The following is a 15,261-nucleotide window of genomic DNA, read 5'->3' as shown; positions in this document are numbered from 1 at the left end:
GGCCGGGACCTCCTTTAATTGATCCATCTGCTTTACTATTCAACATATGCCGCATCGCCCAAGTCTCGAACAAAAAAATAACGGATACAAATTTTTGTTCAAAGAAATAAACTATCGAACTGCTGCTCAAGCTGATTATGGCATCCTCCCCGCTATCTATATTTCGATTGAATTGCAGTAGTAACTAACTCAAAAAGAGCCTTTAAAACCACGATAACGTGGATTTAAAGGCTCTTTCTTTCAGCACTCTATATAACTACATATCTGAACTAATCATGGCTATCTCTGTGGATTAGGATTCCTCATCGTTAGAAAGCTCATCTTCAATGACAGGCTCAGTTTTACGGTGAATTTTCACTCTCATAATGCGAAGCCTTGTTGCTTCCTCCACTTCAAAGGTCAGATTATAAAACTCTATTTTCTTCCCTTTCACCGGACTGCCTTCCAATTCCTTGAACAGCCAGCCTCCGATGGAATCCACTTCGTCGTCTTCAATGTTCACTCCAGTTAAATCATTCACATCCTCAATGAGCATACGACCGTCCACAGAGATAAAGTCTTCCTTCATTTCCACGCTTGGACGTTCATCCTCAAACTCATCATAGAGATCCCCGACGATTTCCTCCAGAATTTCCTCCGCTGTCAGCAGACCGGCGGTTCCACCGTATTCATCCACCACGAGAGTCATTTGGGAATGCTTTTTCTGCATAAGGCGTAGCACATGACTTACTTCCATGGACTCAGGCACGTTCAGAATAGGACGCACCACCGAGGCCAGATCCAGTTGCTCACCCTGCTCGGCTAACAGAAGATCTGTAATATGGACAAAACCGATAATCTGATCTTTATCCTCGACTGCTACCGGGTAACGGGAATGCTTGGTCTCACTGATAATCTTCAAATTTTCCTTAAACGACAAATTCGTGTACAAGCAATCCATATCAGTACGCGGCAACATGATTTCACGAGCAAGCAAGTCGGAAAAATCAAAGATATTATCCATCAGCTTGATTTCATCCTTATCGATTACACCACTCTTGGCGCTCTGATTCATCAATATACGGATCTCTTCCTCAGAATGTGCCGCTTCGGCTTCACTCGCCGGCTGAATGCCGAATGCCCGTAACAACATGTTTGCGGCAGCATTTAACACCCAGATTACAGGTAGAAAAACCTTATAAAAAAGCAGCAAGGGCGCCGATAAAAACAACGCCACACCTTCAGTCTTTTGAATCGCCAAAGACTTGGGAGCCAGTTCGCCCAATACAATATGCAAAAAAGTAATGACGCAAAATCCGACGACAACGGATACCGTTGTAATCAGTGTACCGTCAGTTACACCGAGTTTGTGCATGAGTGGCTCTATCAGGTAGCCGGATATTGCTGGCTCACCAATCCAGCCTAGCCCCAATGAGGCCAGCGTAATGCCCAATTGGGTGGCAGACAGATAAGCATCCAACTTTTGGTTCACCTTCAGCGCATAGCCTGCCAGGCGATGACCCTCACTTTGGAGCTGCGTCAATCGGGATTGGCGCATTTTGACCAGCGAAAACTCTGCGGCCACAAAAACACCGTTTAGAAAGACAAGCAGCAGTACCAAGAAGAGATTCACCCCTAGCAATCCCCAATGAAACTCGGTATGACCATCCAATACGAACTCCCCATTTCTTTAGTTAGCATTTTGCACCATTCGACTTGTAAGTTATTCAATTCAGTATTTATGATTGAAAACTGTAATTGTAATCATGTAAAAATGCTTATAATTGCAAAGCTTTTCTTGATTTAAAGTCTACACCCTTGTAATACATATCTGCTACGAGTAGATTCGGTCCGCAACACGCAGCCGCATCGCAATGACAGTTCACGGTCTGATTCAGCGGATGCTCATTCAGCCATTCACCGAAAATATTGTCCAGACTGTTTTCCTGAATGTTTCCGAAAGCTGGAATGTCTGCAAAATCCGTCACATATACGCTACCCGTGAACATATTCACATTTACACGGTTTCTTCCGTCTGGATCATTACGCACCGTAATATTCGGTTCTTGACGCAAGCGACGAAGCAATTTACGGTCTTCCTCCCGCTCAGAACAAGCAAAGAACGGTAGTGTCCCAAATAACATCCACATGTCCTGATTTCGCACATCCAGCAGCTTATCAATAGAGTTCCGCATATCGTCAAGGGACAGTACAGGCAAGGCAGAAGCAAAATTCGATGCGTACATCGGATGAACCTCATGTCGGCGGCATCCCATTTCGTTGATCAACTGATGAATGCCTTCTAGCTTCGTATGTGTCCGATAATTAATCATGGACTCAGCTGAAATGAACATCCCCATTTCGCTCAATCTGCGTGCATTCTCTATCATTTTTTCATACAGGCGCACAGCACCCGCGCGTGGAGTCGGACGTCCGGTATTTGCAAATCCCACTTCATAAAAATCGTCTGCATTTAAATAATTAAACGATATATGCATGACATCCAGATACGGAAGCATCTTCTCATATCTTCTGATATCCAATGTCAGGTTGGAGTTAATTTGCGAACGAATACCGCGCTCTTTAGCATACTTCAACAGCGGAACGATCACATCGTCCACTGTTTTATCAAGCAATGCAGGTTCTCCGCCTGTAATACTTATTGTCTCCAGATGCTCAACTTCATCCAGCCGCTTCAGCATCAAATCTAAAGGAAGGAAAGGGGCCTCCTTCATAACCAGCATATCGCCGACAGCGCAATGCTCACAGCGCATATTACATAAATGTGTTACGGTCATTTCCACACTTGTAAGCAAATGACGACCATGTGTACGCAGTGAGACAATCGGGTCCCACGGATCATACGTTGGCGATATTTGGGGTAGTGTGTTATTTTGTAGAACTGTCATTATGTTTTCACCTTATTTCTGTTATTAACCTCAAAAGACGTATAATTATCATATCATGATGTGTAAAGTGCCTGCATGCTTTCTTCCACATCCTCTGCTAATCTACGCGTACTCCTCCGAAAGGGCCGGTAGCAGCGCCTAATGTATTTGTAATCATAACCGAAAGGGATACGGATAAATCCACATCATAAGGCGCCTTCAGTTCCTGCCCATCCCGGTCTCTTACAATACGAATGACAGGCCTTTGCGGGATTTTGGAATGTATACGCACTACGACTCCCTCTTCCCCTGTGTTGAGCATTACAGAAAGCCCCAGAGGGTAAATAGCTACACAGTCACGAAAGGCTTCCAGCATCCGCTGCTCATACAGCGTTCCTGCCCCGGCGTATAGCACCTCCATTGCTTCATAAGGCAACAAAGCCTGCTTGTAGATTCGACTTGCCGTCATCGCGTCATACGAGTCCGCCAGACCGATCCATTTCGCATATTCGTGGATTTGGTCCTTCTTCCAACCGTGTGGGTATCCACTACCGTCAATACGCTCATGATGCTGTAATGCACAATGAGCTGACAACAAGGGAATCCCGGGTTCGTCTTTAAGTAGCTTATAGCCGATCACTGTATGTGTTTTCATATGCTCATATTCCTCGTCCGTCAATTTACCCGGCTTATAGAGCACTTGAGGTGAAATCTTCATTTTACCGATATCGTGCAGTAATGAACCTATCCCTAGCTCCATGAGCTGATTATTATCGTAGCCATTGGATATCCCCAGGACTAGTGAATACAAGCATACATTCAAAGAATGATGATACAAATCCTGATCCGCGGCCCCGATATCCATCAACATAATGATGGCATCCTGGCGGCCTCCAATATCGTCCAGAATCGATTCCATGACCTTATAAAATGACTTGCCAAAATATTTGTGCTTATGATCTACGGAGTAGGATGACAAACCCTGAAACTGCTTTTTGATTTCCTGTAGCGCCGCCGCCCTTGTCTGTTCATGGATCATCTCGGGTATGACGATATCTTCTGTCACAGCATCCTCAATGTATACATATCCAATTCCGACTTGGCCTAGACGTTCAATCAATCGCGAAGTAAGCTCAACACCTTCCGAGAGCAGCACCATTCCATTTTCATTGTATATTTTTTTGCCCAGCTTCATGCCGGCTCTCAATAATGTAACAGGTACCAGTCGCAGCTTAATCCTCTCCCGATTGTTTTGATACCTGAAGCCACCTAGCTGCAAAACATTCTTCCATCGCGCCCGGACGCTTCAACTCCATTTCAATCAAATCCCGTAAAAATTCTGGAAGCATAAATCGGAGATCTGTTCCGTTCGCAAGCACCTTATAGCCTGCTTTGAAAGTGAACATATCCAACGTGCCCACTGTGTATTCCTCATCTTCTTCCAAAGGTTGACCCGCTACACGAATGTCCGTCACTTTTTCATAAGGAGCACGGTCCGGATCATACTGAATGGTCAACCCTTCCACACACATCGTGCCCAGCACTTTGCCTCTGAAGCCAAAGCCCGACATGGGCTTGTCTGTAAATTCAGGCAGCAAAGATTGCTCCAGGGCCAACCGAATGTCTCTTCCCCGCAACTTCATAACACAGGGATTAATCGGCGATGGGCATAAGGAATGCAGTATTCCTTTGCTAATATCTCCTTGAGGCAATGGACCAAGCAGTTGACCTGCATTGACGAGGGCAATTTCGGTTCCTGTAAAATGGGACACCGATTGTGCCAGCAAATTCCCGAAAGGGGACTCCTCATTATAGGCGATCTCCAATTCCCGATCTGTTACTGCTACCGTGCTCTCCATGGCGCGTTCTGCTTGTCTGCGATGCAACACAATGGCCGATGCCACTTTTTCGTCTAGCAGCGTCTGATCCACAGGAACTACGCCGCCTGAGGTAACTCGAAACGGTTCAAGACTATGGTTACGGGTTAGCGTCACTTCACCGAGCAACGTTCCGAACTTCCCAGCCCCACATAAAACGGTGTTCCCGATCCGAAGCGGTTCCTCCAGCACATGGTGGGTGTGACCACCAAGGATAACGTCAATCTCAGGAAACTGGGACGCTAATTTCTCATCAGAGGGTAAACCCAGGTGAGACATCACGACCACCACATCCACCTGCTTTCTGAGTGACGCGATCTGCTTCCCCAGCACCTCAAACGGATCGAGCACATCCCAGCCCAACAATTGATAAAACTCTGTAAAAGGAGCCGTCACACCTAGTAAACCGATCTTGATTCCTGCTTTGTTTAGAATAACAGATTCCTTCATCCACAAAGGAATCCTCCCCGTAGCACGCTCTGTCAGATTGCCACATACAACTGGACAATGAATGCCCGCATATGCCTGTTCAATCATATCCGAGGTAAAAGTCAGTCCCTCATTATTACCGATCGTAATTGCATCGTATCCTGTCAGATTAATCACATCCACATTTGCCCCACCGAGCGTTCCTTCCGTTTCGGGGGCCATCCGATCCATGTGGTCTCCTATGTCCAGCACAAGAAGCGCATCCCCTGATGCAGCTTTTCGTTCATTAATCATCGCGGCTATCGAAGGCATACTGCCAAAATGACTATGGATATCATTGGTATGCAAAATGGTCAACGTTTGCCGAGTCGTCATCTCCATAACCGCCCTCCTCTATATTTTATATATCGACTTTGGAGCTTCTAATGTTTAAGCATACCATGTTATTTAGCAATATGGTACATATGAGGTGGACATAGATAGTGAAAATCATTGACATTGCCTTCTATATGTAACTCAGAGGAGACGGGTCCTTGGGACCTATTTTACAGCTTGGAATAATAGTAAATTAGTCGTTGTCATCCCATATAATTCTTGATATATTAAGTTTGTTTCGTATTTTCGACAAATTTACGACAAGGAGGTTAGCACATGAGAGTTCACGTTACCGATGCCAAGCCGGGAGATCGCCTCAAATCCGATACATACAATGGGCACGGTGTACCTGTCTTGATTCAGGGCACCGAGCTTCAGCATGACGATATTTCCAAGCTCATTATGCATGGTGTCGATTATATTGACATTGATGCTGGTTCTACGAGCATTCCGGTTGGCTTTGCCCCCGATGTTCCTGCTTCCCCCGAGTCCCTCAAACGCGCCGTTCCCCTCATGGAGCAAACGATCAGTGGCTTTGAAAGCATGTTCCTCGAAGCTTCCTCAACTGGAAAATTTGATGAACATCGAGTTGATGAGCTGTTCGCCCCTCTTGTTTCAGAGCTGGCTCGTCAAAAAGATGTCGTATCTCTACTGTTAATTATGGAACGGGGAGATCACTATACCTATAACCATTCTCTCCAAGTAGGTATACTGTCATATTACATTGCCACTTGGCTTGGATATACAGAGGAAGAGGCATATGCCGCGGGAAAAGCTGGATATTTACACGATATAGGCAAGTCTATGATACCAGATGAAATTTTAAATAAACCGGATAAACTAACACCTGAAGAATTTCATGAGATGAAGAAACATTCTCTGTATGGCTATGATATTATTCGCAATTCAACCAGCGATGATATTTCAGCAATTGTCGCCTTGCAGCATCACGAACGCGAAGACGGAAGTGGATACCCCCACGGACTGTTCAAGGAAGAAATTCATCCTTTTGCCAGCATAACAGCTGTTGCCGACGTATACAGCGCGATGATTTCCAATCGTGTGTATCAGACGAAGCAGGAGTTGCTCACTGTATTACGCGAGCTGCACAGTATGAGTTTTGGACATCTAAATCCAGAAACTACCCAAGTGTTTATCAGACATATGCTACCGAATTTTATTAATAAGCAAGTTCTATTGACTACAGGCCAGACAGGAACCATTATTCTGAACAATCCTGTGGATTACTTCAGACCGTTAGTAAGAATTAACGACGATGAATATATAGATTTATCCAGGGAACGCCATGTATCCATTGATGAGATTTATCTGGAATCCTGATCTGCCACTGCCACCCGGCGTTACTTTGTTTGTATGGAATGATTGTTCGAAGCATAGGTTACACGAATGAAAAGAGACTGTCCTTAATCCGTAGGTTTTCCCTACAAAGGACAGCCTCTTTTTGTGTTACGGACATAAGCCTAGTTACTATCTGTATTTATATATTTAATCCTAGGAATTAAGATCTTGTAGACCTGGGCTATGTTCATTAGGCAATTCAGGCATATACGGAAGAGGAAAGCCTTCTGGAGGGTCAATGACATTCAAATCCCCACCGTTTCTGCTTGGAGTTTGCCCATTGAATATTTCTCCAATACGGGTAGAATCCAATCGAAAATTAAACTGTGCATTGTGAAAGCCCATTTCAACATACTTCCGGCATTCTGGATACTTGTTAATATCGTAGTTTGGAACCGGGAACAATTTTCCCCAATCCACTCCAAGTGTCTCTAATGCTTTGGCAAATGCATTTTGATGAGCATTATCCCGTACAATCAAAAAAGCCAATGTTTCCCGGAATGTTTTGTTCGAGCTCATTTCGTAAATTCGAGATTTTTGCAGAACCCCTGTAGATTCGAGTACGAGATTATCAAGCAAATCACTAATCAGATTACCGTGGGAATAGACATAACTACCTAACCAAGGATTACCACTTGCATCAACGGGTAAGGAACTTTGAGCTCCCATAATAAAATGATGAGGATTGGCATGTTTTATCGCTTCATCCAAAGGAGCATGATCAACTCCAGCATCGCCGGCTTGGTCTTCACCTGAGCCAGTCAGAAGTTGATTTATGGTATGTTGGACCAGTTCAACATGACTAAGCTCCTCTAGGAAAACTCCTCGAATCAAATCCCTATATTGAACAGCATTACCACGAAAATTATTACTTTGAAAGAAAAACTGCATCATGGTACGCATTTCTCCAAATCGACCACCCAATACCTCCTGAATCACTTTTGCAGCAGCTGGGTCGGGTTTATCAGGTACTATTAAGTTAATTAAATCTTCTTTATAAAAATACAATACCAAAACCCCCTGAGAGTTTTATTTTGAAGTGAAACATATGCTACCCTTTTTTATCATTTTTATACAAGTCAAAGAACCAGAAAAGTTATTTTCATGAAGGCTCCTATCATTCTAGTAGAATTAGGGGATTTTATGGTTAGGCAGATCCTTCGTTTTGTTGCGCATTGAATAGGTTAATATAGCTTGGATTCACTAAACTGCTTTTAACCTATAGGAGGACTAATTATGTTTAGACATCAAAAAGAGTTGCAGTTCGAAGTGAAAGTAGAGCGACCTGACCCTCTATTTGCCCGACAGGTACAAGAAGTTTTGGGAGGCCAATTTGGAGAAATGACCGTGATGATGCAATATTTGTTTCAAGGGTTTAACTGTCGCGGTGATGAAAAATATAAAGATATGTTAATGGATATTGGAACAGAAGAAATAGGACATGTGGAGATGCTGTGTGCTTTAATTAGTCAATTACTTGATGGGGCTAAACCAGAAGATCAGGAGCAAGCTGCCAAAGACCCTGTTACAGCTGCCATTATGGGAGGAATTAACCCGCAGCACCTGCTGGTCAGCGGTCTTGGTGGATTGCCTACTAATTCCAATGGAGTTCCATGGAATGGTTCTTACATTGTGGCTAGTGGCAATCTTTTGGCAGATATGCGGTCCAACCTGCATGCAGAGAGCCAAGGTCGATTGCAGGTAGCCAGACTATATCATATGACGCAAGACGAAAGCGTTAGGGCTACATTACGGAAAATGCTAGCACGCGACCGCTATCATCAATATCAATGGATGGCGGCAATTCAAGAATTAGAAGAAAAAAATGGTGTTGTGGTACCGGCTTCCTTCCCTCCTGAAGCAGAGCAAGAATCTCAGCCTGAAGCATATGAGTTTTGGAACTTGTCAGAAGGCGAAGAATCTAGTGAAGGTCTGTGGGCAACAGGAAGTGCGCCGGATGGAACCGGGAGCTATGTATACATCTCTAACCCCATTGCCAAAGGACAGATCTATAATGCCAAAATACCAGCAACCGAGTTGCATCATGACTTAGACCATAAAACTTCAGATAAATAAATATGTAGAAGCGAGCTGTCCCAACTTTTGGGGCGGCTTTGGCTTTTTGTCGACCTATTAAGGATCTGTAAACCCACTTCAAACGTAAACACGTATTTACAAGTAACCAAAAAAAATAGAAGAAGACGAACTTAAAAAGTTCGCCTCCTATACTAGCAGGAGATCCGAGTCGGTACACAAACGGCCTCTGCTTCAGTCAAACCATCGTTCATTAAACAAGAGGTTCCTCAATCAATGTTGCGAAATTAAACTGGTGTACATGACCATCATTTAATGTAGTTTGGCCCGTAACGAAATGTACGTGTTTTCCATTTCCGACTGGAATAGCTGGTCCTGTTCTAATCCTTCTCAGATTATGAAAATGGTTCACAAAATCAGTTTTCGTAAGATCAATTTCGTGGACATGACTTCTTCCAACTCGAATCGCTTGCCCAGTAACACCTGCAAAGCGGTGGTTATGTCGGTCTGCGCCTGCTTCAGCCAGTTTGGTACTACCTTCAAATTCATGTACATGCCTCTGTGTCTGTTTAGCTGAGATTGTTTTCTTCTTGACTACAGGTTTATTCTTCTGCATCCGTTGCCTGCCTCCTTATGTTTATGTCGCTCACAACATCCTATTAAGCAAACATACATAAGTGCTAGGCAACTATTGCGGTCCTAACAATAAATTTTTGGTTTCACATGGCATTAGAAAAAAAGAAGAAGACGAACTTAAAAAGTTCGCCTTCTACATTAAAAGGAAATTCGAGTCGGCACAAAATCGGCATGACTCGGATTAAACAGCTTTAATTACCTCAAGTACCTTGTCTCACCAAGAGTTACCGCGTTTTAACCAATACTGCCTTCCATTTCGAACTTGATCAAGCGGTTCATTTCTACCGCATATTCCATCGGTAGTTCTTTGGTGAACGGCTCAATGAAGCCCATAACGATCATTTGTGTTGCCTCAGCTTCGGTCAGACCACGGCTCATCAGATAGAAGAGTTGATCTTCCGATACTTTGGACACCGTTGCTTCGTGCTCAAGTGTAATATCGTCATTCATGATCTCATTATAAGGAATAGTATCTGAAGTTGACTGATTATCCAAAATCAACGTATCACACTTAATATTCGATTTTGCACCTTGAGCCTGACGACCAAAGGAAGCTAATCCGCGATACGTTACTTTACCACCGTGCTTACTGATCGATTTGGATACAATGGTGGATGTAGTATCTGGTGCCAAGTGGATCATTTTCGCACCTGCATCCTGATGCTGGCCTTTGCCTGCAACAGCGATGGACAAGACCATCCCTTTCGCTCCACGACCTTTCAGTACAACGGCAGGATACTTCATTGTCAGCTTGGAACCGATGTTGCCATCAACCCATTCCATCGTTGCATTTTCTTCAGCAACCGCACGTTTAGTTACCAGGTTGTAAATGTTTGGTGCCCAGTTCTGAATCGTTGTGTAACGAACGCGTGCGTTTTTCTTACAAATAATTTCAACCACAGCACTATGCAGCGAGTTCGTGCTGTAAATTGGAGCTGTACAGCCTTCTACATAATGCACAAAGCTGTCTTCGTCAGCAATAATGAGCGTACGCTCAAATTGACCCATGTTTTCCGAGTTGATACGGAAGTAAGCCTGCAATGGAACTTCACATTTCACACCTTTAGGCACGTAGATAAAGCTACCGCCTGACCATACCGCACTGTTCAGGGCCGCAAACTTATTGTCCGCAGGAGGTACGACTGTGGCAAAATACTCTTTCAAAATCTCAGGATGCTCACGCAACGCTGTATCGGTATCCATGAAAATGACACCCTGCTCTTCCAGATCCTTTTGCATGCTGTGGTAGACAACCTCGGATTCATACTGCGCAGATACACCAGCCAAAAACTTTTGTTCCGCTTCAGGAATCCCCAGTTTATCAAAGGTTTCCTTAATTTCTGTAGGAACCTCTTCCCACGTTTTCCCTTGCTTCTCGGAAGGTCTTACATAGTACTGGATATCATCGAAATCCAGTTCATCCATGTCTCCGCCCCATTTTGGCATTGGCATTTTTTCAAATTGCTTCAATGCTTTCAGACGGAACTCCAACATCCAATCCGGTTCACCCTTAATTTTGGAGATTTCCTTTACAATTTCCGGAGTGAGACCCTTACCTGTTTGGAAAATGGACTTGTGCTCGTCACGAAAGCCATACTTATACTCTTCCATTTCCGGTGCTTTCTTGGCCATGTTTCTCAAACCTCCTCTGTTCTATTTAAATTATTTATCTTCGTCAATCCCTTTGCGCAGCGCGTTCCAAGCCAATGTCGCACATTTAATGCGAGCCGGGAACTTATTGACCCCTGACAAAGCTTCCAATTCTTCATAATCATCAAATTCGACCGCTTCGCCCTTCATCAGAGAGGAGAAGCGACTCGCCATATCCAAGGCCTGATCAATCGTTTTTCCTTTGACCGCTTCTGTCATCATCGAAGCCGAGGACATACTAATCGAGCAGCCTTCACCTGTAAAACGGGCATCCTCGACTACGCCGTCTTTCGTTTTGAGTTGAAGGGATATCCGGTCACCACACGTAGGATTATTCAAATCCACCGTAACAGCATCGTCCTCAAAACGTCCGCGATTGCGCGGATTTTTATAATGATCCATAATCACGCGTCGGTACAAGTCATCAAGTTGCATCGCCAAAATACTCCTTCGTTTGGATTAAGGCGCTGACCAGAGCGTCGATATCCTCTTCCGTGTTATAGAGGTAAAAGCTGGCACGTGCAGTTGCACTGGCTTTCAACCAGCGCATCAATGGCTGGCAGCAATGATGGCCCGCACGTATGGCCACCCCTTTGCTATCCAGTACAGTAGCTACATCATGCGGATGCACATCATCCAAGTTGAATGTTACAAGCCCGACATGACGTTCAGCAGGTCCATAGATCGTCAAACCCTCCACTTCACGGAGACGTTTGAGTGCATAATTCGTTAGACGGCTCTCATGCTGTGCAATGGCGTCTAGTCCGATGCTTTCCAGAAAATCAATGGCAGCTCCCAAGCCAACTGCCCCAGCAATAATCGGGGTGCCACCTTCGAATTTCCAAGGTAGCTCCTTCCATGTGGATTCATACAATCCCACATCGTCGATCATTTCACCGCCAAACTCAACGGGCTCCATGTTTTCCAGCAACGCCTTCTTGCCGTAGAGTGCACCAATTCCTGTAGGAGCACACATTTTGTGACCAGAGAAAGCATAAAAATCAGCATCTATGTCTTGCACGTCTACTTTCATATGTGGCGTACTTTGTGCACCGTCGACAACGATAACTGCACCTTTGCGATGTGCAATAGCAGCAATCTCTTTGACCGGATTCACAACGCCAAGCACATTGGAGACATGCGCAATCGCAACAATTTTTGTGTGTTCTGTGACGGTTTTCTCCACGTCTGCAAGATCAACGCTACCGTCCTCTTGAAGCGGAATATATTTTAAAGTCGCACCCGTGGCTTTGGCTACCTGTTGCCACGGAATCAGATTACTGTGATGTTCCATCGGAGTGATGACAATTTCATCACCCTCCTTACAGTTAGCTCTACCGTAAGAAGAAGCCACCAGATTCAGCGCGGTTGTTGTCCCGCGTGTAAAAATGATTTCCTGACTGCGCTTGGCATTCAGAAAACGGGCTACCTTCTCCCTCGCACCTTCATAAGCATCCGTAGCACGGCTACCCAAGGTATGCACACCACGGTGTACATTCGAATTATCAAACTCGTAATAATGCTTGATCGCCTCGATGACCGCTAGCGGCTTTTGCGAAGTGGCCGCATTATCCAAATAAACCAGCGGATGACCGTTAATCTCCTGATGTAAAATCGGGAATTGTTCACGGATCAATGCAGTGTTCATTGGCCTAACTTCCTTTCAACAAGGCTTTGCAGCTGATGTTGAAGTCCTTCGAGCGGAATTTCAGATACGACAGGTGCCAGGAAGCCATAAATAATCAATCGTTCAGCTTCTGCACGGCTAATTCCGCGGGACATCAAGTAATACACTTGCTCACGGTTAACCTGACCAACCGAGGCTGCGTGTCCAGCCGTTACATCATCTTCATCAATCAACAGGATCGGGTTAGCGTCACCACGTGCTTTCGGGCTGAGCATCAGTACACGCTCCGTTTGCTGACCGTCTGCTTTGGTAGCGCCTTTTTCAATTTTCGTAATTCCGTTAATGATGGAAGATGCTTCTTCACGCATAACTGCGCGTGTAATCATCTGACTAGCGGAATTTTTACCAAAATGCTGTGCTTGTGTCGTATAGTTCAGCTTTTGTGAACCAGAACCTACAGCAATAACCTTGGCATCCGAGTTGGAGCCATTGCCTTTGAGCACAGACATGGTATTGCTCGCTGTATTGCCGTTGTTCATTTCGCCTACAATCCATTCGATAGCAGCGTCATTTCCGAGCGTGGCACGACGAATGGAAATATCCGTTACTTGCTCTCCAAACTGATGCACTGTCGCGTAGCGTACTTTAGCGCCTGCATTCGCAACCACTTCTACCGCACCGTTATGAAGAACAGGTGCCGCCAGATCTGCAGATACATAGTTGTCTACGTACGTCACGGAACTATGGTTTTCAGCTATGAGCAGCACATGCGGCGCAAAAGTTGCAGTCGCATCATCCGTGAGGAACACAGCTTGAAGCGGTACGTTCAGTTCTACATTTTTAGGCACATAAGCAAATACTCCACCGTTCCAGAGTGCTGCATGCAATGCCGACAATGAATTTTCTTCAGCCTTAATAACAGTGTTCAGATGAGCTTTGACCAAATCAGCATGCTCTTTGACCGCCGTTTGCAAATCCGTGAAAATAACACCTTGCGCTGCCAGTTCCTCGCTCAGCTTCACGTATACCGCACCGGAGTTGCGCTGGATGATCAGACCGCCCTCCTGTTGTTCTTTGACCAGATCAGCAATGGCTGCAGGAACCTGACCTACAGATGCAATGACCTCGCTCAATTTATGTTGACCGTAGTCGTTTAAATTCCAACGTTCGATTTTTGTTTTTTCAAATACCGGAAGCTCCAGTTGGCCTGCAAGCTCAAGTGCTTTTTGTCTGTCTTCGACCAGCCAAGATGGCTCGCCATTACGTTCGGACAGAACACGCAGTTGCTCGGAATCTACCGGAAGGATTGTTTGTGTTGTCATCAGTTTTCCTCCTCGCTTCCGGCTTACGCCTCTTGTCCTACAGTTTCATCAACGATACCCAGCTCTTCCTTGATCCAGTCGTAACCGTCCGCTTCCAGACGCTCAGCAAGCTCAGGACCACCGGATTTAACGATACGTCCTTGCATCATTACGTGTACATAATCTGGTTTGATGTAGTTCAACAGACGTTGGTAGTGAGTAATCACAAGGAAGCCACGGTCTTCAGAACGCATAGCATTTACACCGTTAGCTACGATTCTCAAAGCATCGATATCCAGACCGGAGTCAATTTCGTCCAGAACGACAATTTTGGGATCAAGCATCATCATTTGCAGAATTTCATTCCGCTTTTTCTCACCACCGGAAAAACCTTCGTTCAGGTAACGGTGAGCAAACTCAGGATTCATTTCAAGCTCTTTCATTTTGCCTTCCATTTGGCGGATAAACTTAATCAGGGAAATCTCTTGTCCTTCTTCACGGCGCGCGTTGATAGCACTACGCAAAAAGTCGGAGTTTGTTACCCCTGCAATTTCACTTGGATACTGCATCGCCAGGAACAATCCTGCACGTGCACGCTCATCCACTTCCATATCCAGCACGTCTTCTCCATCCAAAGTTACTTTGCCATCTGTGACTTCATATTTAGGATGACCCATCAAAGCAGATGCGAGCGTACTTTTACCCGTTCCGTTAGGACCCATGATGGCGTGGATTTCTCCGCCCTTCATTTCGAGGTTAATCCCCTTCAAAATTTCTTTACCTTCAATGGTCGCTTTGAGACCTTCAATCTTAAAGTTTGTAGCCATATTCGCAATACCCTCCAAAAAATGTAGTGTGGTGTCGAAATCAGAAAGATATTTAAACAGGGGAGCCCCCTGATTTCAAGCAAATGTAATAATTAAAAATTTATTTATAATCATTCTAAACTGATTCTCAATGATTCTCAAGTTATTTTATAATAAATATCTTTAAGGGTGCAACCAACAGACGCACGTTATCCACCTTTCTTCATAAAATGTTCATCCTACCAATCACACAAATGGCAAAATACATCCTTCGAATGATTACATAGTTATAGTGTAGTA

The 15,261-nt window shown here is 44.7% G+C and carries 13 protein-coding genes; 2 read left to right on the top strand and 11 right to left on the bottom strand.

Annotated elements, in window-relative coordinates; genetic code table 11:
- Positions 1 to 292: 292 nt before the first annotated feature.
- The 4 genes from ACH59B_RS08495 to ACH59B_RS08480 all read right to left on the bottom strand — a co-directional run bounded on the left by ACH59B_RS08495 (position 293) and on the right by ACH59B_RS08480 (position 5,554).
- Complete coding sequence (locus tag ACH59B_RS08495) at positions 293 to 1,651, bottom strand: hemolysin family protein (protein ID WP_016819598.1); 1,359 nt, start codon at positions 1,649 to 1,651, stop codon at positions 293 to 295.
- 106 nt (positions 1,652 to 1,757) lie between these two features.
- Positions 1,758 to 2,888, bottom strand: coding sequence for a radical SAM/CxCxxxxC motif protein YfkAB (yfkAB, locus tag ACH59B_RS08490; RefSeq protein WP_013370310.1), 1,131 nt, complete (start codon positions 2,886 to 2,888; stop codon positions 1,758 to 1,760).
- A 97-nt stretch (positions 2,889 to 2,985) separates the two neighbouring features.
- On the bottom strand, positions 2,986 to 4,146 hold the full coding sequence (locus ACH59B_RS08485) for an HD-GYP domain-containing protein (RefSeq protein ID WP_017425923.1): 1,161 nt from the start codon (positions 4,144 to 4,146) through the stop codon (positions 2,986 to 2,988).
- The gene (locus tag ACH59B_RS08480; RefSeq protein WP_017425924.1) at positions 4,100 to 5,554 is read right to left on the bottom strand and encodes a bifunctional UDP-sugar hydrolase/5'-nucleotidase; all 1,455 of its coding nucleotides are present in this window, start codon (positions 5,552 to 5,554) and stop codon (positions 4,100 to 4,102) included. The genes ACH59B_RS08485 and ACH59B_RS08480 overlap by 47 nt, the downstream gene beginning before the upstream one ends.
- Positions 5,555 to 5,824: 270 nt before the next feature.
- Here ACH59B_RS08480 and ACH59B_RS08475 point away from each other — a divergent pair, with 270 nt between their 5' ends.
- Positions 5,825 to 6,889, top strand: a complete 1,065-nt coding sequence (locus ACH59B_RS08475; RefSeq protein ID WP_017425925.1) for an HD-GYP domain-containing protein — start codon at positions 5,825 to 5,827, stop codon at positions 6,887 to 6,889.
- A gap of 171 nt (positions 6,890 to 7,060) precedes the next feature.
- On the opposite strand, the gene ACH59B_RS08470 is transcribed toward ACH59B_RS08475, so the two are convergent.
- Entirely contained in the window at positions 7,061 to 7,915 is an 855-nt protein-coding gene (locus tag ACH59B_RS08470; protein WP_016819593.1) for a manganese catalase family protein, read from the bottom strand.
- A 228-nt stretch (positions 7,916 to 8,143) separates the two neighbouring features.
- On the opposite strand from ACH59B_RS08470, the gene ACH59B_RS08465 reads away from it, so the two are divergent.
- Positions 8,144 to 8,983 carry a manganese catalase family protein gene (locus ACH59B_RS08465; protein ID WP_016819592.1) on the top strand — a complete coding sequence of 280 codons (840 nt, stop codon included), beginning with the start codon at positions 8,144 to 8,146 and terminating at the stop codon, positions 8,981 to 8,983.
- Positions 8,984 to 9,194: 211 nt separating this feature from the next.
- Here ACH59B_RS08465 and ACH59B_RS08460 read toward each other — a convergent pair whose 3' ends face one another.
- The 6 genes from ACH59B_RS08460 to sufC form a co-directional block, all read right to left on the bottom strand.
- Positions 9,195 to 9,557, bottom strand: coding sequence for a YmaF family protein (locus ACH59B_RS08460; protein ID WP_016819591.1), 363 nt, complete (start codon positions 9,555 to 9,557; stop codon positions 9,195 to 9,197).
- Positions 9,558 to 9,811: 254 nt separating this feature from the next.
- Positions 9,812 to 11,209 (bottom strand): Fe-S cluster assembly protein SufB, encoded by a 1,398-nt coding sequence (gene sufB, locus ACH59B_RS08455; RefSeq protein ID WP_016819590.1) that lies wholly within the window; start codon positions 11,207 to 11,209, stop codon positions 9,812 to 9,814.
- Positions 11,210 to 11,239: 30 nt separating this feature from the next.
- Positions 11,240 to 11,662, bottom strand: a complete 423-nt coding sequence (gene sufU, locus ACH59B_RS08450; protein ID WP_013309555.1) for a Fe-S cluster assembly sulfur transfer protein SufU — start codon at positions 11,660 to 11,662, stop codon at positions 11,240 to 11,242.
- Complete coding sequence (locus tag ACH59B_RS08445) at positions 11,652 to 12,875, bottom strand: cysteine desulfurase (RefSeq protein WP_025364501.1); 1,224 nt, start codon at positions 12,873 to 12,875, stop codon at positions 11,652 to 11,654. Before ACH59B_RS08445 ends, sufU begins: the two co-directional genes overlap by 11 nt.
- The gene (gene sufD, locus ACH59B_RS08440; protein WP_019686826.1) at positions 12,872 to 14,176 is read right to left on the bottom strand and encodes a Fe-S cluster assembly protein SufD; all 1,305 of its coding nucleotides are present in this window, start codon (positions 14,174 to 14,176) and stop codon (positions 12,872 to 12,874) included. The genes ACH59B_RS08445 and sufD overlap by 4 nt, the downstream gene beginning before the upstream one ends.
- 23 nt (positions 14,177 to 14,199) lie before the next feature.
- A complete protein-coding gene (gene sufC / locus ACH59B_RS08435) occupies positions 14,200 to 14,982 on the bottom strand; it encodes a Fe-S cluster assembly ATPase SufC (protein ID WP_017425928.1) in 783 nt (260 codons plus the stop codon).
- Positions 14,983 to 15,261: the final 279 nt, after the last annotated feature.

Origin of the sequence: Paenibacillus sp. DP01, from assembly GCF_044784315.1 — a bacterium.
Lineage (GTDB): Bacteria > Bacillota > Bacilli > Paenibacillales > Paenibacillaceae > Paenibacillus > Paenibacillus polymyxa.
The sequence above is the reverse complement of the archived record's forward strand: the minus strand, read 5'-3'. Positions and strand labels throughout refer to the sequence as shown.

Coding starts and splice junctions, on each gene's coding strand:
- yfkAB (WP_013370310.1), bottom strand. CDS start 2,888: ATGACAGTTCTACAAAATAACACACTACCCCAAATATCGCCAACGTAT.
- ACH59B_RS08480 (WP_017425924.1), bottom strand. CDS start 5,554: ATGGAGATGACGACTCGGCAAACGTTGACCATTTTGCATACCAATGAT.
- ACH59B_RS08475 (WP_017425925.1), top strand. CDS start 5,825: ATGAGAGTTCACGTTACCGATGCCAAGCCGGGAGATCGCCTCAAATCC.
- ACH59B_RS08465 (WP_016819592.1), top strand. CDS start 8,144: ATGTTTAGACATCAAAAAGAGTTGCAGTTCGAAGTGAAAGTAGAGCGA.
- ACH59B_RS08460 (WP_016819591.1), bottom strand. CDS start 9,557: ATGCAGAAGAATAAACCTGTAGTCAAGAAGAAAACAATCTCAGCTAAA.
- sufB (WP_016819590.1), bottom strand. CDS start 11,209: ATGGCCAAGAAAGCACCGGAAATGGAAGAGTATAAGTATGGCTTTCGT.
- sufU (WP_013309555.1), bottom strand. CDS start 11,662: ATGCAACTTGATGACTTGTACCGACGCGTGATTATGGATCATTATAAA.
- ACH59B_RS08445 (WP_025364501.1), bottom strand. CDS start 12,875: ATGAACACTGCATTGATCCGTGAACAATTCCCGATTTTACATCAGGAG.
- sufD (WP_019686826.1), bottom strand. CDS start 14,176: ATGACAACACAAACAATCCTTCCGGTAGATTCCGAGCAACTGCGTGTT.
- sufC (WP_017425928.1), bottom strand. CDS start 14,982: ATGGCTACAAACTTTAAGATTGAAGGTCTCAAAGCGACCATTGAAGGT.